The organism is uncultured Slackia sp., from assembly GCF_934630525.1.
Taxonomy (GTDB): Bacteria; Actinomycetota; Coriobacteriia; order Coriobacteriales; family Eggerthellaceae; genus Slackia.
In genome coordinates this window covers 42314-66776 of record NZ_CAKTVX010000003.1, presented here as the reverse complement: position 1 = coordinate 66776, position 24463 = coordinate 42314, and the positions used below count along the sequence as shown (strand labels likewise).

The 24463-nt window shown below is 58.4% G+C and carries 23 protein-coding genes; 15 read left to right on the top strand and 8 right to left on the bottom strand.

The window, feature by feature from the left end:
* Positions 1 to 62 precede the first annotated feature (62 nt).
* From arcC to Q0D41_RS03610, 5 genes are all read left to right on the top strand, one after another.
* Entirely contained in the window at positions 63 to 1022 is a 960-nt protein-coding gene (gene arcC, locus Q0D41_RS03630; RefSeq protein WP_294375329.1) for a carbamate kinase, read from the top strand.
* A 100-nt stretch (positions 1023 to 1122) separates the two neighbouring features.
* Positions 1123 to 2379, top strand: coding sequence for a nitrate/nitrite transporter (locus Q0D41_RS03625; RefSeq protein WP_294375328.1), 1257 nt, complete (start codon positions 1123 to 1125; stop codon positions 2377 to 2379).
* Positions 2380 to 2890: 511 nt separating this feature from the next.
* The gene (locus Q0D41_RS03620; RefSeq protein WP_294375327.1) at positions 2891 to 3664 is read left to right on the top strand and encodes an ADP-ribosylglycohydrolase family protein; all 774 of its coding nucleotides are present in this window, start codon (positions 2891 to 2893) and stop codon (positions 3662 to 3664) included.
* Positions 3665 to 3835: 171 nt separating this feature from the next.
* The gene (locus Q0D41_RS03615; protein WP_294375325.1) at positions 3836 to 4060 is read left to right on the top strand and encodes a hypothetical protein; all 225 of its coding nucleotides are present in this window, start codon (positions 3836 to 3838) and stop codon (positions 4058 to 4060) included.
* A 578-nt stretch (positions 4061 to 4638) separates the two neighbouring features.
* Positions 4639 to 5058 (top strand): helix-turn-helix transcriptional regulator, encoded by a 420-nt coding sequence (locus tag Q0D41_RS03610; protein WP_294375323.1) that lies wholly within the window; start codon positions 4639 to 4641, stop codon positions 5056 to 5058.
* 470 nt (positions 5059 to 5528) lie between these two features.
* Here the strand turns inward: Q0D41_RS03610 and Q0D41_RS03605 are convergent, their stop codons facing one another.
* The gene (locus Q0D41_RS03605) at positions 5529 to 5828 is read right to left on the bottom strand and encodes a hypothetical protein (RefSeq protein WP_294375321.1); all 300 of its coding nucleotides are present in this window, start codon (positions 5826 to 5828) and stop codon (positions 5529 to 5531) included.
* A 268-nt stretch (positions 5829 to 6096) separates the two neighbouring features.
* On the opposite strand from Q0D41_RS03605, the gene Q0D41_RS03600 reads away from it, so the two are divergent.
* Together Q0D41_RS03600 and Q0D41_RS03595 are read left to right on the top strand one after the other, a co-directional pair.
* Positions 6097 to 9087 carry an insulinase family protein gene (locus Q0D41_RS03600; protein ID WP_294375317.1) on the top strand — a complete coding sequence of 997 codons (2991 nt, stop codon included), beginning with the start codon at positions 6097 to 6099 and terminating at the stop codon, positions 9085 to 9087.
* Positions 9088 to 9592: 505 nt separating this feature from the next.
* Complete coding sequence (locus Q0D41_RS03595; RefSeq protein WP_294375314.1) at positions 9593 to 10786, top strand: Fic family protein; 1194 nt, start codon at positions 9593 to 9595, stop codon at positions 10784 to 10786.
* Positions 10787 to 10840: 54 nt separating this feature from the next.
* On the opposite strand, the gene Q0D41_RS03590 is transcribed toward Q0D41_RS03595, so the two are convergent.
* From Q0D41_RS03590 to Q0D41_RS03580, 3 genes are all read right to left on the bottom strand, one after another.
* Entirely contained in the window at positions 10841 to 11512 is a 672-nt protein-coding gene (locus Q0D41_RS03590; RefSeq protein ID WP_294375312.1) for a molecular chaperone, read from the bottom strand.
* A gap of 142 nt (positions 11513 to 11654) precedes the next feature.
* A complete protein-coding gene (locus tag Q0D41_RS03585) occupies positions 11655 to 12236 on the bottom strand; it encodes a 4Fe-4S dicluster domain-containing protein (RefSeq protein WP_294375307.1) in 582 nt (193 codons plus the stop codon).
* 11 nt (positions 12237 to 12247) lie between these two features.
* The gene (locus Q0D41_RS03580) at positions 12248 to 14770 is read right to left on the bottom strand and encodes a molybdopterin-dependent oxidoreductase (RefSeq protein WP_294375304.1); all 2523 of its coding nucleotides are present in this window, start codon (positions 14768 to 14770) and stop codon (positions 12248 to 12250) included.
* Between the two features lie 556 nt (positions 14771 to 15326).
* On the opposite strand from Q0D41_RS03580, the gene Q0D41_RS03575 reads away from it, so the two are divergent.
* The gene (locus Q0D41_RS03575; protein WP_294375301.1) at positions 15327 to 16127 is read left to right on the top strand and encodes a YebC/PmpR family DNA-binding transcriptional regulator; all 801 of its coding nucleotides are present in this window, start codon (positions 15327 to 15329) and stop codon (positions 16125 to 16127) included.
* A gap of 145 nt (positions 16128 to 16272) precedes the next feature.
* On the opposite strand, the gene Q0D41_RS03570 is transcribed toward Q0D41_RS03575, so the two are convergent.
* Entirely contained in the window at positions 16273 to 17154 is an 882-nt protein-coding gene (locus tag Q0D41_RS03570; RefSeq protein ID WP_294375298.1) for an MBL fold metallo-hydrolase, read from the bottom strand.
* A 275-nt stretch (positions 17155 to 17429) separates the two neighbouring features.
* Here Q0D41_RS03570 and Q0D41_RS03565 point away from each other — a divergent pair, with 275 nt between their 5' ends.
* From Q0D41_RS03565 to Q0D41_RS03555, 3 genes are read left to right on the top strand one after another with little or no spacing between them, the layout of a single operon-like run.
* Positions 17430 to 18230, top strand: a complete 801-nt coding sequence (locus Q0D41_RS03565; RefSeq protein WP_294375295.1) for a hypothetical protein — start codon at positions 17430 to 17432, stop codon at positions 18228 to 18230.
* A 27-nt stretch (positions 18231 to 18257) separates the two neighbouring features.
* Complete coding sequence (locus Q0D41_RS03560) at positions 18258 to 19115, top strand: hypothetical protein (protein ID WP_294375293.1); 858 nt, start codon at positions 18258 to 18260, stop codon at positions 19113 to 19115.
* A gap of 30 nt (positions 19116 to 19145) precedes the next feature.
* The gene (locus Q0D41_RS03555) at positions 19146 to 19268 is read left to right on the top strand and encodes a hypothetical protein (protein ID WP_294375858.1); all 123 of its coding nucleotides are present in this window, start codon (positions 19146 to 19148) and stop codon (positions 19266 to 19268) included.
* On the opposite strand, the gene Q0D41_RS03550 is transcribed toward Q0D41_RS03555, so the two are convergent.
* Complete coding sequence (locus Q0D41_RS03550; protein WP_114615916.1) at positions 19212 to 19427, bottom strand: helix-turn-helix domain-containing protein; 216 nt, start codon at positions 19425 to 19427, stop codon at positions 19212 to 19214. The genes Q0D41_RS03555 and Q0D41_RS03550 overlap by 57 nt on opposite strands.
* A gap of 122 nt (positions 19428 to 19549) precedes the next feature.
* Here Q0D41_RS03550 and Q0D41_RS03545 point away from each other — a divergent pair, with 122 nt between their 5' ends.
* The 3 genes from Q0D41_RS03545 to Q0D41_RS03535 all read left to right on the top strand — a co-directional run bounded on the left by Q0D41_RS03545 (position 19550) and on the right by Q0D41_RS03535 (position 21317).
* On the top strand, positions 19550 to 20704 hold the full coding sequence (locus tag Q0D41_RS03545) for a hypothetical protein (protein ID WP_294375288.1): 1155 nt from the start codon (positions 19550 to 19552) through the stop codon (positions 20702 to 20704).
* A gap of 95 nt (positions 20705 to 20799) precedes the next feature.
* The gene (relB, locus tag Q0D41_RS03540; protein ID WP_294375283.1) at positions 20800 to 21027 is read left to right on the top strand and encodes a type II toxin-antitoxin system RelB family antitoxin; all 228 of its coding nucleotides are present in this window, start codon (positions 20800 to 20802) and stop codon (positions 21025 to 21027) included.
* Positions 21024 to 21317, top strand: coding sequence for a type II toxin-antitoxin system RelE/ParE family toxin (locus Q0D41_RS03535; RefSeq protein WP_294375279.1), 294 nt, complete (start codon positions 21024 to 21026; stop codon positions 21315 to 21317). The genes relB and Q0D41_RS03535 overlap by 4 nt, the downstream gene beginning before the upstream one ends.
* A 267-nt stretch (positions 21318 to 21584) precedes the next feature.
* Here the strand turns inward: Q0D41_RS03535 and Q0D41_RS03530 are convergent, their stop codons facing one another.
* Positions 21585 to 21707: a hypothetical protein gene (locus Q0D41_RS03530; RefSeq protein ID WP_294375276.1), complete on the bottom strand. Its 123-nt coding sequence runs from the start codon at positions 21705 to 21707 to the stop codon at positions 21585 to 21587.
* A 110-nt stretch (positions 21708 to 21817) separates the two neighbouring features.
* Between Q0D41_RS03530 and Q0D41_RS03525 the strand changes: the two genes are divergently transcribed.
* Positions 21818 to 22774, top strand: a complete 957-nt coding sequence (locus tag Q0D41_RS03525; RefSeq protein ID WP_294375275.1) for a hypothetical protein — start codon at positions 21818 to 21820, stop codon at positions 22772 to 22774.
* A gap of 49 nt (positions 22775 to 22823) precedes the next feature.
* Here the strand turns inward: Q0D41_RS03525 and Q0D41_RS03520 are convergent, their stop codons facing one another.
* The gene (locus Q0D41_RS03520) at positions 22824 to 24164 is read right to left on the bottom strand and encodes a helix-turn-helix domain-containing protein (RefSeq protein WP_294375273.1); all 1341 of its coding nucleotides are present in this window, start codon (positions 24162 to 24164) and stop codon (positions 22824 to 22826) included.
* Positions 24165 to 24463 lie beyond the last annotated feature (299 nt).

Sequence of the window (24463 nt, the reverse complement as noted above, 5' to 3'; positions counted from 1 at the left end):
AAGGGGGCTTGGGTTCGTGCGTGAAAATCGACTGGAGAGTCGTATCGAAGGAGGTATTCGATATGCCTTATATCAATGGACAAGGTCCGAGCGTCGTAGTGGCCCTGGGTGGAAATGCTTTGGGAAACACGCCCGCCGAGCAGCTTGAATTGGTGAAAAACACCGCGCGCCATATCGTCGACATGGTGAATGACGGCGTGAACGTCGTGGTGACCCACGGCAATGGCCCCCAGGTGGGCATGATCAACAATGCGTTCGATGTGGCCAGCAAAGACCCGTCGGCCAAGGTCCCGGCAATGCCGTTTCCCGAATGCGGCGCCATGAGCCAGGGCTACATCGGCTATCACCTTACTCAGGCCATTTTGGGTGAACTGAAGCATCGCGGCATCATGCGCTCGGCCGTCAACGTCATAACCCAGACCGTCGTCGACCCCGGCGACCCCGCGTTCCAAAACCCCACCAAGCCCGTAGGCGCATTCATGACCGAGGACGAGGCGAAGGAATTCGCCCGAGCCACTGGCTGCACGGTGAAGGAAGACGCTGGCCGCGGCTGGCGACGCGTGGTGGCGAGCCCCGTTCCGCAGCGTATCGTCGAGTTCGACGCGGTGAAAGACCTCATGGATGCAGGATACATCGTGGTTTCCACGGGCGGCGGCGGGGTGCCGGTATTTGAGGCCAATGATGCCTACGAGGGCGTGGCGGCGGTCATCGACAAAGACCGCTCTGCTTCCATGCTGGCGGCTGGTTTCAAGGCCGATATGCTGGTGATTCTTACTGCGGTCGAGAAGGTGTGCGTGAACTTCGGCAAGCCTGATCAGGAGGCGCTTGATCACATGACGCCTGCCGAGGCGCATGAATATATCGAGCAGGGCCAGTTCGCGCCCGGGTCCATGCTGCCCAAGGTCGAGGCGTGCCTCGATTACGTTGCGAAATATCCGCAAGGACGAGCGCTCATCACGTCGCTGGAGTGTGCGGCTGCGGGTCTGCGCGGTGAGACGGGCACGGTTATTTCAAACGAATAATTTCTTGTGAGAAAGGCGCTTGTTCGGGTGCCTTTCTCCGTATTAGGGGAAAGCGGGCGGCCGTGGGGCGGTCGTCTGCGACATAAGGCAGGTGATTCCTATGAATCAATCCAAGCAATCTACGATGCAGAAATACTACCCGTGGCTTGTTGTTCTGGGCTGTGCGATGTGGGTTTCGGGCTCTATCGGCTTTCTGACTATCGTTGCCGGCAATTTCTATGTTCCAATCTGCGAAGACTTGGGATTCGCAGAATCTGACCTTGGCTTTTACATGACGCTTGTATGCATTGGGCAGGCTATTAGCTTCCCGATTGCAGGGCGTCTTATACCGAAGATGAACATTCCTGTGCACATGACCATCATCTGCGCGATTGAGGCTGTCGCGGCGGTGGCGATGTCTTTGTACGGCGATTTGTATATGTGGTATATCTCGGGCGCGATTATCGGATTTTGCATGGGATTCAATACGTCTATTGGCGTTGCAATCGTGCTTGAGAATTGGTTTGCGAAAAAAACGGGCTTTGCCATCGGCATGGCATGGGGCATTGGTTCTCTCGTCAATGCCATTATGAGTCCTGTTATTTCCAACATCATCGCGACGTCGGGTTGGCGAACGGGCTATGTGGTTCTCGGCGTTGCGAGTTTTGTCCTCATGTGCGGCTCTTCTCTTTTCATCGTGCGCTTGAAGCCCGAAATCAAGGGCCTGCTCCCGTATGGCTACGACAAGGTTCAAGAGGGCGTGCATGTTGAAGATCCCACAGATGGCGTGGCGTTTCGCGATGCTGTGAAATCGCCGGCATTTATCTTGCTTCTTGTTGCCATGACTCTGATCACGATGACCACGGTTACCAACCAGCTGTTCACGAGCTTCTCTGAGTCTGTTGGCTTCGGTGCCGCAACGGGAGGCTTTATGGTGTCGGTTGCGATGATTTGCGATATCGCGTGGAATCCCCTTATCGGTATTACGTGCGATAAATTCGGCGCAGACAAGGGCGTCATTTTGTGGTGCGTCGTCACGATTCTTTCTTTCGTTTGCTTGGCTGTGGGCGCGAGTGTTCCTGCTCTGGCGTTTGTCGGTGCGGGTCTCAACGACACGATGTATGCCTGCTACGGAACGGGTATCGCGATGCTGACTGCATTTTTGTTCGGCAACAAGGATTACGCGAAGATTTATTCGCTGGTGCCGGCGATTGGTTACGCTCTTGGCTGCATGGGCGTGCCTATTCTTACGAGCATCTACCAAGCAACGGGTGGCTACAACTCTGTATGGCTGTTCTGCGCTGCATGCGATGTTGCTATTGCTGTATGCGTCGTGCTTGCCACTCGCAACTCCAAGAAACTTCCGCGAACCGAGTAGCGTCACGGGCTCAGCTGACGATGGCCTGTTTGCTTCCAATTACACTGAGTTTTCGGGTCGCCTGATGCGTTCTTTCGGAAATCGGAAGCGCTTCGTTGTCGCCTGTTTTTCTGGATGCTCCGAGGATTCATTCCTTGACGTCCGCTGACTTGGCCGAATTGATGCTTGGCGATACGGGATCGACAAGGCTCGCTCCAGGTTAAACGAATGGCTCGCAACCATGAGGCTGCGAGCCATTTCTATTGGGGGGTCTGGCCTGGCGTTTTATGCTAAGGCGAGGCGAGGTCCGAGGAAATGAAGTGCTGACTGTTCTTTTTTCGAGGTGTCGAGGGCGCCTAATCACGGCGTTTTTTTGACGCACGGCTCTTCAAGCGACGCAATGCGGCCTAATCGTCGCGATTCCTGCCACAATTCGAAGTGTGCGACAATTCCAAATGCGGGACTGGCAAGGCGAGCGCGTTTTGCGGCGGAAAGGCCCGCTTCGGCGCCCGAATGCAAGGAGGCATGCATTATGAAGCTGAATCGAACGCTGCGCGATTGCGTGTATGGCATGGCGGTGGGCGACGCTTTGGGCGTGCCTTTCGAGTTCAAGCCGCGTGGAGGTTTTGAGTGCACCGATATGGTGGGCGGCGGCAGCCACAACCAACTCGCTGGTACATGGAGCGACGACACGAGCATGGCTCTCGCGCTGTGCGACAGCTATCGCGAATTGGGGCGTGTCGATTGCGATGACATTCTGCAGCGGTTCCGCGCGTGGATCAACGATGGGGCGTACACGGCGGACGGCGTGGCCTTCGACTACGGCAACGCCACGCGAAAGGCGCTGGCGACGGGCCGTGGCGGCACGGGCGAGTGGGACAAGGGCAACGGGTCGCTCATGCGCTGCTTGCCCATGGTCTTTATGGATTGCACGAGTGCCGAGGTGCGCGCGGTGAGCGCCATCACGCACGCGACCGATGCCTGCATGGACGCGTGCGAGAAGATGATTCGCTACGCCGCGCGCTTGATGCGCGAGGGCGCGCCCGCGGGGGAGTCGGCCGGCGAGCCCGGCGGAAGCAGCGGCTATGTGTGGGACACCTATAACGCCGCGATTTGGTGCTTGGAGCATACGGAAAGCTATAAGGAATGCGTGCTCGCTGCGGTGAATTTGGGCGACGATACCGACACCACTGCTTGCGTCGCGGGCGGTTTGGCGGGCATCCTGTATGGTCGCGAGGCGATCCCATCTGAGTGGCTTGCGACCCTGCGCGGCAAAGATGTGATTGAGGCGTGCCTGTTCGAATAGCGGCGCGCGCGGCGTGGTGGGATCCCTTTTGCCGGGTGTGCACTCGCTCGCCGTCTTGTTGCGTTGTTGATGGCTTTTGGGTCTAATTGACAACGGCTTCGCGATACGGTGCATTGCTTTTAAGTGAAATAGACAATCGTTCTGGATGATTTCTCGAAGAAGGAGGGCCTTGTGCTGGATTTCTTGTTTTTGCTGCTCTTCCTTTATCTCGCTTTCATTGCGGTTGTTGGCTCCATAGCGCTTTATGGGAAAGCGATTGAAAAGATTTCCGAGAAGAACCAGGCGCGCGCCGCAAAGATCCACGGTTTCGTGATGAAGGCGCTCAAATTCGCGCTTGTCGTTGTTGTTTTCTTGGGCATTGCCACGGGGTGGCTTTTGGCCATCGTGCTTATCTAAATGGCGTGGCGGTTTGGCGGCGTTGAAAATGTATCCAATTTGGGCGCCAGGTGGCTCTAATCGATCTGTGCCAAGAAAAGCCTGGGTTCGTCGCCCGGGCAAATTCCTTGGCGTTTTTCATTTCCTGTGGAGTATGCGGGTTCGCCAGCATCAGGCAGAACGTGCAGGCCTCGAGGCTCGTTGGAGCTCGGGCGAATCTCGTGCCCTTGTCCCTGTCTCCGCTGGCGTTCGCGATGACCGTCTCGTTCAGGTGCTCCCCGCACACGCGCGAATGATCCCTGAAAGCAGGTACTATCGCGTGTATTATTGTGGTGCCCTCCGCGCATGCGGGGAGATCTCGAATGCGATGCATGCCGCTATGTGACGAAGATGGCGGAACAGGAAGACGATGCCTGCTCGCGCGAGAGGTTCTGCCGAATCGTCGAGCACCGTTGGGTAGAGCTGGACTAGATATAAGGCAGTGGCGGGGCTTCGGTCCTGCTCTAAAGTGGGAAAACTAGGAGAGGACAAACCATGAGAGAAACAGCAGCATACAAGGGCAAAGACGGCGGCATGGTAGAGTTCGCGGAGGCCAAGTAATGCGCGCCGCGCAGTTCCGCGCGATGCGCGAGACGCTTGGCCTGAGCCAGGAGGACGTTGGTGACGCTATGGGCGTCGACTGCAGGAGCGTCGAGAGCTGGGAGACTGGCGAAAACCCGATTTCCGACGACGTGGAGGAGTGGCTCTCGTGCGAGAAAGCCGTCGCGGACTACGCTGTGAATTCCGCCATCGGCAACATCCTCGCGCTTCCCGATCCCCCCGCCACGGTGTCGCTCGCCTACTATCGTACCCAAGAGGAGTACGACCAATTCGGGCGCGGCGACGGCCCCTTCCACATCGGCAACGCCAACGCGCGCCGGGTGGCCGATGCGCTCGAAGCTAAGGGAATCGACTGCGAGTTCTACTACCCGGGCGAATCGGAGGCCGTGGAGACGTGCTCCCCACACGCGTGGGGATGATCCCGAATTTTCCAGTCAATACTGCGCTCCCATGCCTCTTCCTGCGTTGCGGGAGAATCTTCGGTCTTCGTCCTCTATGGCAGCAAGAACTTCGTCGGGAATGTTCGAAAGACAGTTGGGCCCATCATCGACACCGAACGAGCCATGGCCTGGAGTTTTACCATTTGCTATTGTGCCCCTATCCTTGCACGATTCCAGTGCAGCCTTATGTATTCTTGCTCCTGTTCTAACGCGCCCGTCCGCGCGGGGATGGTTTTCGGGGGCTAGGCGGCTGTTGGTCCGAAAAAGACGATAAGCTCCAGGTTAGCTGCCCAACGCACCTAGGGCATTCCAGGCTTATTGTATGCGCTTGTCGCTCTTTGCCGCCGATCGGTTAGCGCATCCCCCTTGGCGGGCCGATCAATGCCTTTGGGGGTCGGCCAATGCTTTTTGGCGGGTTCTTCCTGGTGCGCCTTTTCGGTTCCGCCGCGTTAGCGTTCTTCCCAGGGCGTGATGACGACTTTGAGACAGCCGTCTTCATGCGCCTCGAACGCGAGGTACGCCTCGAGAATGTCGTTGAGCGCGTATCGTTTCGAAATAAGGCAGCTCGTGTCGATGAGCCCTTGCTCGATGAGGGAAAGCGGCTCTTCGAGCCCCGCTGCATCCACGCCGCCCGTTTTGAAGATGAGATCCTTGCCGTACATGCTCGGCAGCGGCAGCGTTTGGTTGTTCTCGTACATGGCGGAAACCACCACCACGGCGATGGGCTTGTGCGTCGCTTCTCTCCGCATTTTCCTGTGCCGCTTTCTTGCCGATTCGTTTTCGATTTCCTTTCAAAACGCCGGGTAACTTTCCTGCGCGTTGCCTTGTGCTAAACTCGCGATCGTTGCTATAACGCGCGTGCGCGCGAGACGGACGCCTGAGCTGGGTTTTCCGCCAAGTGGCCCTCGCTTGCGAACCTGTTAAATGCTACGAGTATTTAACGGGTTTCGGTCGGTCTTGCGGCGCATGTCGCGATGCGTTGCGCGCGTGCGCAACGCTTGCTTGAAAGGATGCTTCATGGCCGAACAGTCCCAGGGCGCCCGTGCCCTGTTTTTTGATGAATCGCTGGTGGAAGAGGCCGCCGCGGTAAATGGCTTCGCGGTGGAATCGGTTGAGCCGTTGCCCGAAATCGACGGCGACGCCATCGTGATGCGCCACGGAAAAAGCGGCGCCCGCCTGCTGTTTCTGCGCAATGCTGACGAGAACAAGGCGTTCTCCATCTCGTTCAAAACCCCGCCGGTCGACGACACGGGCGTGTTCCACATTCTGGAACATTCCGTGCTGTGCGGTTCCGATAAATTCCCGGTGAAAGAGCCGTTCGTCAATCTGCTGAAAACCTCGATGCAGACGTTCCTCAACGCGCTCACGTTCCCCGATAAAACCATGTACCCCGTGGCCAGCACCAACGACCAGGACCTCGAAAACCTGGCCGACGTGTACATGGACGCAGTGCTGCACCCGGCGATCTATCGCAAGCGCGCGGTGTTCGAGCAGGAGGGCTGGCACTACGAGCTCGACGACGCGAACGCCGAGGCGGGCACGCCCGAACGCCTGCGCTACAACGGCGTGGTGTTCAACGAGATGAAGGGCGCGCTGTCCGACCCCGAAAGCGTGCTGTACCGCGGCATGAACACCGAGTTGTTCCCCGGCACGTGCTACGCCTTCGAATCGGGCGGCCATCCGCGCGCCATTCCGCAGCTCACGTACGAGGGCTACCTCGACACCCACGCGCGCCACTATCGCTTGGACAATTCCTATATCGTGCTCTACGGCGATGTCGACGCCGAGCGCATGCTGGGCTTCCTCGACCGCCGCTACCTTTCGGCCGCCGATTGCGCGCCGCGCACGCTCGCTGAGCCCAATCCGATGGGCGAGTGCAAGCCTAACGTGTCGCTCGACGCGGTGGTCCCCATGGCGACTGCGCCCGAGAACGCGTGCGTGGGCCTGGGCTACGCGATTGGCGACGCGCGCGATTTCGAGCGCGTGCTTGCGGCCGACGTGCTCATGGACGCCCTGATGGGCGGCAACGAATCACCCATCAAGCGCGCGGTGCTCGACGCTGGCATCGGCGGCGACGCCACGGCGTTTCTCATGGATTCGCAGGCGATGCCCGTGGCGCTATTCGAGCTGAAGGGCGCCAAGCCCGACGCGAAGCGGCGCTTCATGGAAATCGTCGAGGCCGAAGCGGCCCGTCTGGCGACCGACGGAATTCCGCGCGATTTGTTGGAGGCGTCGCTCGCCCAACTGTCGTTTGAGCTGCGCGAACGCGACCGCGGCATGGCCGACGGCGTAGTGCTCGCGATGAACGCGCTTTCCGGCTGGCTCTATGACGACGCGCTCGCGACCACGTACCTTCGCTACGAAGACGCGCTCGCCCACATGCGCGAGGGGCTTGACGGCCGCTATTTCGAAGACGTGCTGGAGTCGCTTATCGTGAAGTCGAACCACAAGGCGCTGCTCGAAGTGAAGCCCGTCGATGCCGAGGACGACAGCGAGGAAGAGCGCGAACTCGCGGAAAAGCTCGCGGGCCTCGATGAGGCGGCCAAGCAGGCGATTCGCGATGACGTGGCCGAGCTGCGCGCCATGCAAGAAGCGCCCGATGCGCTCGAGGCGCTGGCTACGCTGCCGCGCTTGGGCACCTCCGACATTGGCGCGGCCAAGCCCGACCCGGCCGCCGTGCTCGATGCGGCGTGCCCGCTGCCGTGCTTGCGCCACGAGCTGCCGAGCCGCCACATTAACTACCTGTACCTGTATTTCGACGCCAACAGTGTCGCGTTTGACGACGTGCCCTACGTCACGGTGCTGTGCATGCTGCTCAACAAGCTCGACACGGCAAAGCATTCCGCCGCTGAGCTGGATGTATTCATGCGCCAGCACTTGGGCTCGATGCGATTCTTCCCCGATACGTACGTTTCGGCGAGCGACCCTGACAAGGTATCGCTGCGCGTGACGCTTTCGGCGAGCGCTCTTGCGGAAGAGGCGGCACAGCTTTCGGCAATTCCGCGCGAGGTGTGGGAGACCACGAAATTCGACGCGAAGCAGAAGATCCTCGATGTGCTCGTGCAGCGCCGCATCGGCATGGAGCAGACGTTTGCGAACGAGGGCCACACGAGCGCGACGAACCGCCTGTCGGCTTCGTATTTCCGCGCGGGCGTGTTGCGCCAGAAGCTTGCGGGCGTCGACTTCTATCTGTTCCTGAAAGACCTCATCGACAACTACGACGAGCGCTTCGATGCGTTGGCGGCGAAGCTCGAGGAGGTGCGCGCGACCGTGTTCGGCGGGCCGGTGCTCGCGAGCTTTACGGGCTCAGCCGAGGAGTGCGACGCCTTCTGGACGGCTGCGGGCACTATGGGCCTTGCGGGCGACGAGCGCGCCGCTGCGGGCGAGATGTTCGGGAGCGATTGCGGCTGCGAGCTGGCGATTCTCGAGCCTGCGCCGCGCAACGAGGCGTTCATCGTGCCGTGCGATGTGAGCTATTCGGCCAAGGGCGCGCCCACGCTTGACGTGGTTGAGCATTCGGGGCTGTGGTCGGTTATTGCGAACGCGCTGTCGTTTGACTACTTGTGGAACGAGGTGCGCGTGAAGGGCGGCGCTTATGGCGTCGGCTTCCGTCGTGGGGAAGAGGGCTTCGCGCGCTTCTATTCGTATCGCGACCCGGGCGTCGATGGCACGCTCGCGCGCTTCGACGCGGCCGCCGATTGGCTTGCTGCGTTCGAACCCGATGAAGCCGAGATGGAGGGCTACATCGTGGCTACGGTCGCCGCGCACGATGCGCCGGCCAAGCCGCGCGCCATTGCGCGCCGCGAAGACGGAGCCTTCCTGTGCGGCCGCGCAGCCGATTGGCGAGAAAAGTTGCGTGACGAAAAGCTTGCCGCGACGCCCGCAGCCATTCGCGCTTGTGCGCCAGTGCTGCGCAAGGTCGCCGATCAGGGAACCGTGTGCGTGTTCGGCAATGAAGACATCATCCGCGCCGCCAAGCAGCCGCTCGAAATCGCGAAGCTGTTCTAAGTCGAGTTGAGCCAAAACCTGCTAAATGCTCGTAGCGTTTAGCAGGTTTTTCTTTATGGGGAAGCGATGGTTGCGCGGTTTTGCTCGCAGGATGGCAGGAAACGTCGCCATGGGGCCTCGCTGCATGGGCTCGGCATGGCATTCGGGGCCCCGTTGGCGGCTTTTCTGCCGCTTTTCGCGCTTCGCCGGTCCTTTTCGGGCCTTTTCTGCGACTTTAGGGCATCTCGCGAGGCCCCATGGTCGCGTTTTCTGCCAGCCAGGGAGGAAAACGCTGCAGCGAGGCCCCCTAGTGGCGTTTTCTGCCGCGGAATTGCTGCTCGCTCGGTTTCGCCCAGCGACCGGAGTTACTCTCTTGCTCGGCTTCGCCCAGCGCCCGGAGTCGTTCTCGTGCTTCCGCTGTCCTCGCATTGCGGAATTTTGAAAAAGCCGCAAAAGTATCTTTTCCCAGATTAGACGGCTACTATTGAAGGAGGCATGAAACATGGGGATTTTGGGAGGGGTTGCCATGTTCACTCCGAAAATGCTGAAAAGCCAGCAGTTTTTCTTGTCGGGGAAAACTGCCGCCGACGCATTCGAGGCCGAGCGCAAACTGCTGCTCATTGACCAAGAGCTCTCGCATTCTGAATCGGGGCTCGCAATCGCGCATGCGATTTCGCGCCTTGAGGCAACGGCGACCGTGCGCATCGATGGCCTCGCGCCCGATGCCTATGAGCTGCTCGTCATTGAATCGCTCTTCGCGGGCAAAAACTTGGATTACTTTGCGCACCCTTTCAGCGAAAGCAATTTCTGCACGAAATCGGCTTCGGTCGAGGCGTTCTACTACCTCGAAACCCTGCGGTGGATTCAGGAAACTGTAACGCCGGGGTATCGCTTCACGCCGGAGTTCATTCTCGAAGTGCATTCTCGATGCCTGTACAACAAGCCCGCCAGCGAAACGGGGCTGCGTTTCCGCTCATGCGATTTCGACGGCGACAGGACCGACCCTCGGGAATCGTTCGCCCCTCCTGGCGCCGCCGAGGTTCTGCCGTATATCGAAGACTTGTGCGAATTCATCAGCACGCCGCGCTTTTCGCCGCTCGCCCAAACGGGTTACATGCATTTCCAGTTCGAAAGCATCAAACCGTTCAAACGCTCGATGGACCGCACCGGTCGTGCGATGTGCCATGCGCTCCTTCGCGCGAGAAACATCACGAGCGGCTCCATTCCGGCCATCGCGTTGCTGCCTGCGATCGATACGCGCTACCACGCGAAAAGTCTGCTGCCGTATGCGCAGAAGAAGGCCATCGAAAGCGACGAGATGCCGTTCGCGATCAATAACTGGATCGATTTTTGCGCGGAAAGCATCTCTGCCGCATGGCAAGTCAAAGATGACTATCTTGCGATTTTCGGAAAGCTGAATGCGGTGTGGCGCGAAAAGCTGGGAAAGGTGAGCGAGGGTTCCGCGACGCAGCGCATCCTCGAGCTGCTCCCGGGATACCCTCTGCTCACGGTGGAAACCGCATGCCGCCTGACGGGCAAGCAGTTCAGTGCGGTCAACGACGCGTTCAGGCGCCTTGCCGACACGGGCATCGTGCGGCTCGTCGACAATGCCGGATGCACGAACGCGCGACTTTTCGAGGCTCACGACGTGATCGATGCCCTCTCGAAATTCGAGGCGGCGCTCATATCGGCGCCGCCCATCTCTCGTGATTGCATATAGCGTTTTGCGCGACGCTTTCGGCCGTGCGAATTTCGCAGGGAAACCCCGGGCCTTTTAGCTGCGCAGAATCGTCTGCTCTGCGATGGTGATGATTGCTGGGTAGAAAGCCCTGCGGGCGCCCGAGCGAACGTCGTGTGCGAACTCGCCAATCCAGCTCATGGGATGTTTCTCGCGGAACGCCTCGGCCGCATTGCGAATCGACGCGGCCTCTTCCTCGTTTCCTGCGAGGAACGCGTCGGCCTCTTTATCGGCCATGACGCCGAGAAATTCCAACTCAATGGCAATATTGTCGGCGAAGTCGACGAAATGGTCGGGCATTTTGAAACCGTTCAATGCATAGCACGCCGCGACTTGCTGCTCCGAGGGCCCGCGCAGGTGGCCGCGCCCATTTTCATCCTTCATCGTTTTGTAGAACGACTCGTAGGGCACGGCGAGCAATGTGCCGGGGCCCACGAAAAGCCGGTTGAAATCGGTTTCGAGCATGAGGCGCGCGTCGTTGGGGGCGACGCCAGCGGCCTCTTCGCAGAAAGCGTGCAGCTCGCCAAGCGCCGCGACAACCTTTTCGTCGGGGCAGTCGCGCAGCATTTCGCCGAATGCGTCGGCGACCTCACCACGTTGCACCTCTTCGGCGAATTCGAGAGAAGGGCGCAGAAGGCACCGCGAGATAAGCGCTGTGAGAGCCGCTTCCGCGCGAGCTTCTCGGGCTTGTTCTTCCATGTTCGACATAGCGGTCCTTTCTGTATGGAATCGAAAAACGGCGGCGTCAGGCCAATCGTGGCCCACGGCCCAAGAGCGCGCTATCCTTTTAGGTCACACCGCCGCGCGGGGAGCGGGATGGGAGGCCGCCCGCTCCCCGCGGTGGGTGATGCTAGTTGACCGAGCGCCAGTAGTAGACGTTGGGACCCGTGCCCTGGTCGGCGAGCAGCTGCTCGCACTCGTGCTCTGCGACTATCTTCGAGATCTCAGAGTTCGGGTCGTCCAAGTCGCCCACGACGATCGCGCGGTTGGGGCAGCACAGCTGGCACATGGTTCTCTCTTCGCCGTTCGAGAGGCGGTGGATGCACATCTCGCATTTGTCGATGACCTGCGCCTCAACGTCGAGGCTGCGCGCGTGGTAGGGACACGCTTCGGCGCACTTCTCGCAGCCGATGCACGCTTCCTTGTCCACCACGACAACGCCGTCCTCGCGTTTCGACGAGGCGCCCGTCGGGCACGCTTCAACGCAGGGCGCGTTGTCGCAGTGCTGGCATGGGGTGGGGCGCCAAAGGAACGTGACGTTGGGGTAAGTTCCCGAAGGCGCGTCGAGCGAGGCGTCGGTTTCGCCCGCGTCGTTATACACGGGAATGCGGCAAATGCCATCGGCGACGTGGTTTTCCATCTTGCAGCTCACGGTGCAGGTACGGCATCCAATGCAGCGATGCAGGTTAATGGCGAATGCATATTTGGTCATCGGAGGCCTCCTTAAGCCTTCTCGATTTGAACAAGGTTGTCATAGGGCGCGAAGTTTGTTTCGAAAATCGCGTCTTGCGCGGGGTTCAAATCCATTTGGAGCAGGTCGCGATAGTGGGTGCTATCGACGAAGTCCTTCGGCCACCAACCCTGGCGCTGGTTGACGCAGCCAGGCTTGATTTCTTCCGTGACCAGGGCTTTTACCTTGTATTCGCCGCGGTCGTTGAAGATGCGCACCACATCTCCGCTCTCGATGCCGCGATCGCCGGCGTCTTTCGCGGAAATCTCGATCCACGGCTCAGAGACGACCTCGCGGATCCACGGCAGGTTTACGTGCTGGCCGTGGGTGGTGAACACGGTGCGGGCGTTCATGAAGGTGAGCGGGTAGGTTGCCGCCTTCTCGGTGCGGTTCGACTCGATGGGCTCGTAGTGCACGGCGACTTCCTCGCCGAACTCGATGAGCGACTCGGTGTAAATCTCGAGCTTGCCCGACGGCGTCATGAAACGCTTGCTCGTGAACGGAATGTACGGGTCGGGGAAGTTGGCGCGAACGACCTGCTTCTCTTTCAGCTCGTCGAAGTCAATGGTGTTGAATTCGGGCGCGATGTTGCCTTCGATGGTGAACTTGCGGTGCCATTCCTCGATGTCGTATTTCCAGTCGGTCTTATCGAGGATGCCGAATTTCTCGGCAAGCATCTGGCCGATTTGGAAGTCGGTTTTCGACTCGTACATCTGGGAAATGACCTGCTTGCGAGCCTGTACATAGAAGTTCGACCACGAGGTAATGACCTCGAAGGGCTCTTCGTAGTAAGAAGAAATTGGCAAAACGAGGTCGCTCAGTTCGGCGCCGGAGTTCATGATTTGCTCGGACGTGATGACGAAGTCGAGCTGGGGCAGCGTTTCGTGGAGGAGCTTATTGCCCTCGGGGCTTTGCGTGCCCCAGCCGTAGTTATTGAACCAGATGAGCTTGACGGGGTAGGGCTCTTGCTTCGCAACGAGACTCATCCACTGCGTGCCGGGCTGCGGGGTCGCCTTGTGGCCCTCGTAGGGAGAGGTGCCCGTTACCGAGAACAGGATGCGCATAAGGCCGCCGCCCGCCCAGTTCACGTTGGCGTACTGCTTGCCGACGTTGCCGGTAATCGCGGCCATTTGAATGGCGGCGCGGGTGGGCAAATGTCCGTTCCAGTAACGGTTCGTGCCCTGGCTGATTTGGATTTTCGAGGGCGTCTCTTCCGCATAGATCTTCGCCAGCTTCACGATGTCGTCAGCGGGAACTTCGCAAATCGAGCTCGCGTATTCGGGCGTGTAATCCTGCACGGAATCGACGATGGACTGGAACGCGGGGGAAACCTCGACGTCGGCTCCATCGACTTTTACGGTATAGGTGCCCGTGATCGCTGCGGTTTCGGGCACTTCGCATTCCTTGGGAACGTCGCCGGAAACGGTGACGGAGGGATAGATGGGCTTCAGAGAATCGTCGAGCGCGGCGACTTCGACGGCCTTGTTCGCCTTTTCGTCCCATACGAGGTATTTGCCGTTGCTCATGACGAGCTTCTTGGTCGATTTGTCAACCAAGAACGCGCCGTTGGTGGTGGAGCGGATGTAATCCTTGTCGATTTTATCGTTGTCGATGATCCACTTCATCATGCCGAGCATGAGTGCGGCATCGGTGCCGGGGCGAATGGGAATCCACCAGTCGGCTTTGGCGGCCGTGCGCGAGCAGCGTGGGTCAACGACGATGACCTTCGCGCCTGCTTCCTGGGCGTCGAAGACAAAGTGCATTTCCTGCTTGTTGGTTTCAGCGTAGTTGCAGCCGAACATGATGATCGACTTCGAGCCGAGCATGTCTTTCCAGTCGGCGGCGTCTTGCTGAATGCCCATGGTCGGGATCCAACCCATGTTGCAGCCGAGGTCGCCCATGATGCCGAAATTCGTCCATTGGGTGCCGTCGTAGGTGTTCGCCATCATGGCCGAGAAACACTGCGGCACGATGCCGTAGTTGCCGACCATGGTAATCCAAGAGTTGGACGTGGAGCCGTATTTCTCGATATTGGTGGTCATCTTCTCGTGGATGAGGTCGATGGCCTCTTCCCAGCTGATGCGCTCCCATTCGCCGGCGCCGCGCTCGGTGCCCTCTACGCGCTTCATGGGATACTTCACCCTGTCGGGCGAGTAGACGCGCTGCATGGCATTGGAGATGCCGCACAGGCAAATGCGGTTATAGCTGGTGTCAGGGAAATCGGCGGGCTCAACTTTGATGATGGTGTCGTCTTTGACGAATGCGTTGATGCCGCAGCTGCCGACGCAGTTCGGCGCGCATGTACAGCGGCCGATTTTGTCGTATTCGGGCTGTGCGGTGCCTACGGCGTTTTCGGATTTCTTGGAGTCGTCTTTGTCAGACGGCGAGCAGGCGGTGAGCACCTGCGGAATTGCTGCGGCAGCGGCAACTGAACCGCTCAACTTCAGAAACGAGCGACGATTGATCCCCTTCGAGAGCGCGGTTCCGCCTGTTCCGCTGTGAACGAGTCGGGACATTTCTCCCCCTTCTTATTGTTTGGAGGCCAGGAAGCGTGCATTGGCCGATCCCCCTGAACGGCCACCATCCGGTCTCCCCATGCGTCCATTGTCCAAGGGAAAGGGGTGGTCCAGCAAGGGCTTTGCGGTTTAATGAAAAAGCCGTAATGCCATGTCGGAGCGGTGTTTTGAGGGGTGTTCGAGGATGGATTCGCGAGCGATGGTTGATTGCGTTCGCGATTCTCTTCGAGTCCAATAAACGTGCTGGGTACGTAACGGGGCAAATGTTGCGAAGGCTTAACGGGTTCGATGCGTCAGGGATGGGAACCTGCTAAATGCTCGTAGCGTTTAGCAGGTTTTTCTTTATGGGGAAGCGGCGGTTGCGCGGTTTTGCTCGCAGGATGGCAGGAAACGCCGCCTTTGTGGGTGCGACTCGTTGTGTCCTGAGACGTTTTTATGCAGGTTCGTCGCAAATACCTGCGGTTTTCTTGTGCGCGCGCATAGAGTGCGCTAAACTATTGCGTCGGTATTTTCCCCGAGGCGCGTCGCGCCTCTTGATAGCAAGAAAGAGGCGATCATGTCAGGTCACTCTAAGTGGGCAACCACGAAGCACCGCAAAGCTGCCCAGGACGCCAAGCGTTCGGCCCTGTTCAGCAAGCTTTCCCGTAACATTACCGTGGCGGCGAAAGAGGGTGGCGACCCCAACCCCGACAACAACGCCTCTTTGGCGGCTGCTATTGAAAAGGCCAAGGGCTACTCGCTGCCTAAGGACAAAATCAAGACGGCTATCGATAAGGCGTTCGGCACCGGCAAAGATGCCGCCAACTACGAAACGCTCACCTATGAAGGCTATGGCCCGGCTGGCGTCGCTATTTACTGCGAAGCCCTGACCGACAACCGCAACCGCACCGCCGCCGATGTTGGAGCTGCGTTCCGCCACGCCAACGGCTCGCTGGGCACCCCCGGCTGCGTCGGCTTCCAGTTCGAGCGCAAGGGCCAGATCATGGTCGAGAAGATCATTCCTTCCACCGAGAAGAAGGTCGCCGATAAGCAGAACGCTGTCGACGAGGACGAGTTCATGCTCGCCGTCGCCGAAGCTGGCGGATCCGATTACGAAGACGCTGGCGACGAGTGGATCGTCTACACCGCTCCGAACGACCTCATGGCTGTCAAGTCTGCTCTTGAGGCTCAGGACATCGAAGTGAAGGGCGCTGAGCTCACGATGATCCCGACCACCCCGACCGAGGTTGACCCGAAGGACGCCGCGAAGGTTATGCGTCTGGTCGACAAGCTCGAGGAGCTCGAAGACCTCCAGAACGTGTACCACTCCATGGACATGACCGACGAAGTCATTGCCGCCCTGGAGCAGGAGGACTAAGCTTTAAGGCTTGCTCCACCTCGCCGAAAGGCGATACGCGATATGCAATTGCAAGGCCCGCTCGCATGAGCGGGCTTTTTTGCGTTTTCAGAAGCTGCTGCGGTTGAAAAAGAGCGATTGCGCGGTTGACGCGTGGAGCCTGACGTTACTTCACGCTCGTGAGGCGGCCCTGGTAGCCGCAAAGAATGCGCGCGTTGCCATTGGCAATGGCGAGACCTTCCTCAAGCGCCGCCCGCGGAAGGTCGTAGTCGTTATTGTTTTGCGAGATGTGCATGGCGACGACGGTTTCGGGCGTGCGAAGGCCGGCTGCGCGCGATTCGGTGATGAGGGCGGCGAGCTCTTCGGTGGCCTGCGGGTTTGAGAGGTGGCCGAGCTCAGAGGCGATTCGTTTCTTAATAATGTAAGGGTAATCGCCGTTTTTCAGCATGCGCTCGTCGTGGTTGCTTTCGAGTGCCAGAATGCGCACGTCGCGCAAAGCCGCGTGCGCCGCGCTCGTCACGATACCCGAATCGGTTATGTACCCCAGCGCGTCGCCGTCGGGTGCTTCGATGCGAAATCCGAATGAAGCGGCGGCGTCGTGGCTGGTGGCGAAAGGGAGCACGTGCAAGCCGGCGGCGCGCACGACGCGTTCGTCGCAGGAGGAAGCCCCATTGAGACTCTCGCTTGCGCCTTCGCCCAAGAAAAGCGCGGGTGCCGCGTCAAGCGGCGCCGTTTCGAAATCGTCGGCAATCTTCTGCAGCGTCGAGCTGTTGTCGACGCAAGCGTGGTTCATGTATACCACCGGCGCGCAGCCGAGTTTCGCCAGGCCACGCAGCACCACGCCCAGGCCTTTGGTGTGGTCCCCGTGCTCGTGGGTGATGAGCACGGCCTCGAGCCGCGCGGGGTCGAAGCCCGCCTCGTCGCAGCGCTCGAGGAAATCGCGCTTGCAAATTCCGCAGTCAATAAGCACGCCCGCGCCCGTCGCGGCGTTTTCAACGATGGCGGCGTTGCCTTTGCTGCCGCTTGCGAGCACATGTAGTTTCAGCATAAGAATCTTCCTGTTGAGGCGCGTGATCGCGCTCTTCTTTTCCGGCGCACAAGTATAGGCGAAATGCCTTGGCTCCCGCGCGTAATTCGAAAGCGGAGCGCCGGTATGCAGCCCTCGCAAAATTTACATGCCCTCTTACGACAAGACACCGATGACCTTGTCTTGGTCGTGAGAAAGGCTGCGACATGACGAGCGAAAAGAAAAGCACCACTGGACAAATGGGGTGTTGCTGTTCAAGCGTTGAACAGGTTAGCTGGAAGAAAGGAGGGCAGGGAATGCGCGACGAAGTGGCAGACGGCTGGAAGATTTCCCAGGTGGAATCGCTGGTTGGTTTGCCGCGCCGCGATATTCAACGTGCGTGCTACGAAGGCGCGGGCGGGCTCGGCATCGTGAAGCCGCGCAATACCACGTGGGGTTGGCGCGTGTATGAGGTTCCCGATGTGGCGAAGCTCTTCTTGCTGGCGCAGGGGCGCAGACAGGGTAAGGCGCTCGACGAGCTTCGCGACGAACTTGCATCTTGCGAAGGCGCGCGCGACATGTTGCGCAAGCTTGCGCGATGCGAACAGGCCGCCTGCGAGGCCCGTGATGCCCATGCGGGTGCGAGCATGTCGGCTCGCGCCTTGCGATGCGCAATCGAGCAGGGGGACGTGACCGTATTCGCGGGGCTTATCGATGCGTCGTTCGCGGAAGAGGCGCGTGCATTTTGCGATGCGCATGCGGCGCTCGGGCTTGCTGCCGAGGGGCTTCTGTCGAAGCTTTTTGCGGATCTCGCACGCGTTCGCGCGTGTGGTCAGGCTGCAAGTTCGAATGAGGCAAAGGAGATTTGTGCGACTTCGGCGCGCGAGGTTTCCGAGCGCTGCGCGCTGCGTGCTGCCGATGCGGGCATGCTGCTTGCCCAGGCGATGAATGCGTCGGGCGTGGGGCTTGCGTGCGAGTTGTGGCTTGGTCCTGCGACGTGGACGTATGCGAATGTAGCGTTTGAGGCTTCGCAGCTGGATATGCAGCGCGCGGGCGTGAGCGAAGAGGAATGTCGCGCAAAGCCTCTGGGCGATGCGAAAGAGCAGTCGGCTGTTTAAGCGACTAATCAAGGGAAGGATTTAAAAATGATGAAACCAATGAGCATGATGGCATGTGCGGTAGCGCTTGCCGCGGTTGTGGCGCTCGCCGGATGCTCGGATGGCGCGGGGTCTGCAGCTGGCTCCGCCGGCGCTGCGGGTGCGACTTCGGCCTCGCAGCCGGCTGCCGAGGCAGTGCAGATCAAACAATCGCCCGACAAATATACCTGGTACGTGAAAAACTACGTCGGCATGAACGCGGGTAACGCCGGCTACACCGGACTCGACACCAATCGCTACGACCGTTACGGTGGCGGCGCGCTGCGGCTCGTGTTCGTCGCGGGCGATGGCACGTTCATCGATCCCGAAAACGAGGATCAGCTGAAAGAATACGTGGTTATTGGGCAGAACCTTGAACCAAACACCGAGGTCAAATACACCTTCCAAAAAGATGACGACGGCAAAGAATACGACAACCTGGTTTCGACGAAGTCGCATGAGGAAATCGTGCTCGCCGTGAAGCGCGTTGGTTCGTTGGGTGACGCCGTTAACATGACCGCGATTCAGGCTTCGCCCGACAAATACACGCGCATGGTGCGTGACTACGTTGGGCGCAATCTGGCAGAATGCGGTTATTTGACGCTCGGCGGGTATTTGGCCGATTCCTATGGCGCGGGGTCGGTGAAGATCAATCCCATCGTCGATGACGGGTCGTATATCGACTTGTCCGATTCCGAAACGTATAAAGATGTGCTTTCCCAATACAAGGTGACGTCTCAAAGCGTCGCGCCTAACACGGCGATAACTATGACGTTCATGCTCGACAGCGACGGCAACGAGTACGAAAACCTTGTTTCTACGAAGAGCCTTGAGTCGATTGACCTGCAGGTGACGAAAATCGGTTAACAGGTGGTTGGTGCGAAAGGGCGCGAGTTGATGTTTGAACATCGCGCGCTCGCCGCGATTTCCGGGCGCTCGGCGATGGAGAAATGGATGGCGGCTCTAGAAATCGATGAGGTCGGCCACCTTTACGCCGAGGCTGTCGGCGATGCGGCATAAAAGGTCGAGCCCGATGCTTACTGAGCCGTCCTCGATGTGCCATATGTGCGTTTGGTTTGAACCGGCCATTAAGGCAAGCTTGCGCTGGGAGAGGCCTTGCCTCTCCCGTTCGCGCCTAATTGCGGCGCCGAGCAATCTTTTGCGTTCGCTTGAATCCATGCAGCCATGGTATGGGGTAAAATTGAATAGGCGATATGCTATAGCAAGTCAAAAAGCGAATGGGCAGATGACGAGCACGGTATGCCGCATCTGCCCATTCGTCGTAAGGAGGGGCGACGAACATGGGCTTCAATCCACTCGAGGAAATCGGCAAAGCCGCCAACGGTGCAGCGCAAGCAGCAGGCGAAGCAGCGAAGGCCGTGGCCGACGGCGCCAACCAAGCTGCAAAAGCTGCAGGTGGTGCTGCGGAGCAGGCTGCCAAAGCTGCGAATGACGGAATGGCTCAGGTCGGCGCGGTAGCTGGCGGCGGCGTAAACCAGGCTGCTAAAATTGTGGGCGATGGCGCGGCGAAGCTCGGCGGCGCGGCGGTCGATGCTGCTGTTCAGGCGAAAAACGTTTTGCAAAACAACGTCGCCCCCGCTTTTCAAAAGGGCGCTGGCGATGCAGCTCGCGCGGCGAATCACTTGGCGACTGAGGTTAAGAAAGCATTTTACAAGCCCGTGTCCCGCGAGGATTTGGAATCGGACTGGTTTGTTCTTCCAAAGATGATTGAAGTTGTGGATGCGAGCGAAAAGCAACCTGCTTACGTGGAGCTTGGAGCAATTGGCTGGCAGGATAAAAGGGGCAAGATTAAAGTCCTTCATATTTACGAAGATGCATTGGACGCAATCGATCGAGAGTTCTATCCCGTTGTTGCCTCGAGGGCCGGTTCGGTTTATTACATTGACCAGCTGAACTCGCATCGGTATATCAATCTTTCTCAGTACATCGATGTGATTGCCGGGGAGAAGAGGGCCGAACTTCTCAAAATTGCTTATTGGCTTGGCGCCAAGCATTGCCATCTCGAGTGTCGCGAGGAAAAACGCAGCGTCCTTTCGGGCAATGCGACGGGAAAGGAAATTTTGAGGGTTAAAGGGACGACTTCCAAGAGAACGAATCGGACCGATATCGGCTTGTCTCGTGACAAATACAGTGAGGCGGTAACGATTTTTTCTCAGGAGTATGGCGGTAATGACGAGCCTCAACGCCCCGAGCTCCATTGGTATGCGCATGATCCAAAGATACTGCAGTTCATCGAGGCTCGTTGCGATCCAACGAATGAGATTAAAGAATATCGAGTCGAAATTAGTGATACGAAAGCGGTTACCTTTGATTTGAATGTTGCAACTTCCATAGATGCCGCGTTGGAAGAGATGCATGTGAACATGAATTTCTCGTTCGGCGGGCAAGTTCGCGATGAAAAACGTCGCAAACTGACGTTTGTGGTTGAATTCTAGTGGTGCGATTTCGGGCTCATTAATGGCAGAAGGTCGTGCCTTCAATCTCGCCTGTCTGTGTTACACTGTAAATACACCAAGCGAAGGGGGCGGCCATGAGCACGACTTTCACCATGCGCATTGACGAAGGGCAGAAAAAGCTTATTTCCGAATATGCGAATATGCACAGCCAGTCGATGAGCGAGTTCCTTATAGAATCGGCCATGAAGGCCATAGAAGACCAAATCGACCTCGATGCCTGGAATGCCGCAAAGGCGGAGTACGATAAAAACCCCGTGTCGTATTCGGCCAGTGAGGCGAAGCAGATTCTGGGACTTGCATGAGCTGGCAGGTGCGTTATTCCGAGCGTGCGCTGAAGCAGCTGTCTAAGCTCGACAGGCATGTGGCCGCTTTGATTGTCGGCTGGATGGAAAAGAACATAGACGGTTGCGCCGACCCTCGCGCCCACGGAAAGGGGCTTACCGCGAACCTTTCGGGCAAATGGCGCTATCGAGTTGGCGATTACCGCGTGCTCTGCGATATTCAAGACGGCCAGCTCGTGGTTCTTGCTCTTGAAGTGGAACATCGTAGTTCGGTGTATTCCAATCGCAAAGATGCTCGCAGAAGAAGATAGCTGAATTGTCGGTGGGGGCCTGCATTTCTCTGGGTTCGCCGGTTATCTTAATATGTCAATTTGAGCTTTCGGGAAAGTGTCGTAAGCGCCATGCATGCTAGTTTGAACGGGCCACGCGCCAATCGGATTGCCCGCTATGGCATAAAAGCAGTCCTTCTTGTCGTCATCGTGTACCTTATGAGCCTTGCGATGCCTTGCGATGCCTTCGCCTGTTGTGGCGCTGTTTTGAGTGGCGTTTACGCTTGTATCGATGCTCGGCATTCTCTATCAGGCGTCGATTGCCAAGGCCAACAGGCGGCAGAAATTCGCTTCGGGCGGAATCGCGGCCAGCACCAATAACGGGCGCTCTATCAGGGTCATCGTGAGCTTCGTCGCATCGGCGGTGCTCATGGCGAGCCTTTTGCTCGAATCGCCGAAGTGGGATGCGGCCGAATGAGCGCTCATCGTGGCGGCCGTCGCGCTCTATCCGCCTGTCGAATTCGCCGTGGCCGCCGCGCGCTTTGCGAATACGAGCCGATGCCATCAAAAGCGACGATGCCCAGGCGCCCGCGAAGAAGTGCTACATCGTTTTGACGGTAGCCCTGTCGGTGCTGCTCGCCGGTGGTTTCCTGTGGGCCGACGCCCAAGCGAATCGTGCTATGCAGACCGAAGACGGCACCGTGCTGCAGTCGCTCGTGCGCCAGCTCGCGGGAAAATCGGTCTATATCATCGATGGCAAATACTACGACCAGGGGAAAATCGATGCGCTCGCCTCGTCTCTCGCGGCCGAACAGGCGAATTTTCGCGCTGCGGCGTTTCAGCTGAAAGACGATATAAAGGACGCCTATGCGTTGTGCGATAGCAATATCGATGCCTTTCTCGACTGGTATTTCAGCATTGCGACTAATGGCTCAGTGCGTTCGGACATTTCTGCCGACGGTGCGCAGCAGGCCCTCGAAAAGCGCTTCTATGCGCTTGTGACATCGGATGAAGACGAGAAAATTACCCAAAAGGTGCGCGACTATCTTCGGGCTGCATCCGATTTGGAAGCGAAAATCGACGACGGCTATCGCGAAGCTGAAGTCCGCGGCGAAAATTACGCCGAGCTGCCCGATTGGTTCGTCGAGTCGAAAGAGTTCTCTGATGCTACTGCCCTGAATGTTTACAGACAGCAAGCCGAAAATGCGCTCGACGCCGCACGCGACGAGGGCATACTCGACGCGCTGGCAAAGGGCAAAACGCTGCTGGAATGCCAGTTTGAAGGCTCCGTGTACGGAAAGGAACCGTTCACAAAATGGGTCGACGCAACCAGGGGAATCGCAGGCGACAGTAACCCCTTGTCGGATATCCTCCATTACGCATCGGATGTGTTCGACCAGAAAAACCGCGACAGCTATCGCGCCGACGTGGAGGCTCGGCTCGCGGAATGCAAAATGCAGGCCCTGGCGTTCGTGGCGCAAAACACAGCCCTCGGGTAGTGGTGAAGGCGTCGGAGTGGTCATTTCCCTACGATTTCTCGATGCTTCTCTAATCCCATTCCGCGATGCGGCGCATCCTCTCAAGGCGCCATCGCAGTGCGCTTTCGATATATGGAAGCCGCCTCGACAGCGCTTCGTTGCGAGCAAGAATCTCTGCGGCCTCGTCGATAAACCCGTCGAGCGCGGCTGCGTTGAACCAGCCCATATCGTCGACGAGCAACATTTGCTTCGCGGGGCTTTCGTAGAACTGTTTGCTCGCAAAGCTGTGCTCGCCCGCAGCCAGCTGCGAGGTCGTCACATCGCACCACAGCGACGAGCCCGAGTCGAAAATCGGCGCGGGATGGCATTCCAGCGTATTGACGTTGCGGACGATTCCGAAATTGCGGTGGTGCCGGTCGTGGTTGGCGATAACGTCGTCGCAAACAATCATGCGGTCGAGCGCCTCTTTTGTTCCTGCGGCGCCAAGCGCCTCGCAGGAAGATAGATAGTGCTCGTAATCATTCGCGCGCTCGTTCCGCTTCAAATGCCGCTCGACGTACACGGCCGGCACGAATTCCTCTTCATCGGTAAGGAAATTCGCGCAGCAGCTCTGGGCCGTCGCACCCTCGCCCTCGAGTGCATAAGTGACGTATTCGTCCGGCGCAAGCAGGCGTCGATGCAAAGCGGAGGCGACCACTTCGTTATAGGGCTCTTGTCCATATTGGGTGCCGCTTTTGAGCAGCATACGAACCCCGTTGCGGCAAATCCAGTGCTTTTCGAGGTTGCCGTCCGACGTGTTGTCGGGCTTTGCCTGTGCCTCCTTGCCTTCGACGGCATAGGCGGCGGTATCGAGAGACACCTGTTCGAAATCGTTGTTGAAAAAATTGATACGTTCCCAGATGAGCCCCGAGTTTTTTGGCCTAATCCAATATTGGTCAGAAAGCGAGAGGCCGAGGTTTCTCTGGATGAGTTCCTGCGGCAGAGAGACGCTTGCTTCGCACAAAAGCGCCGCAAGCCCCTGGCGCGCATGGGGAATGCCGCGCCCGCGCCACCAATCGTTTAATGCGTCAAGGGGAATGCGTCCATCGTTGCTCGCAAGTCCAAGCGGCGCGTGGACGAGGTCGACGTCGGAGCCTATGGCAGTGAATTCTTTGCGACGTGTGTCGTACACCAGCTCGACCACCTCGTGCGTGCGGTTCATGAGCGTGAACGAAACGTCGTGTTTCCCAGATCCAATGCGCGGCCTCCCCCCGCGCTTGCTCGAATTTGCGAGGCGATTACGCACAGAGGCTTCGTCGATAAGCCAAACGCCCGATGCTTTTTCGGCTTTCAGCTCGTGCGTCTTGACGAGTTCTTGAACTCTTCTCGTGCTAACGTTGAGGGTTGCTGCGGCCTGGCTTGTGGTCATCATGGTGAATGTCCTTCGTCAGAACGAATAGTTTTCTTTATGAGACTATAGCAAAAACTATTCGTTCTGACGAATAGTTTTCTGGCATGCTTTTTGCGGATATGGACAGTTTTACACACGTTCGGTCTTTCGCCCGATGCGTCGTGTAGCATGGGCCTATCGAAGCCGACAGGCCTGCTATTAAGAGCCAAGGGGCAACCCGAGATTTTTCGATAGGAACCTTGTAAATGGAATATGAGATAAAAGGCGAGTAAGGGCGCGCGGCGTGCCAACGCCGATTGTCGGGACATATTCGGTTTTTG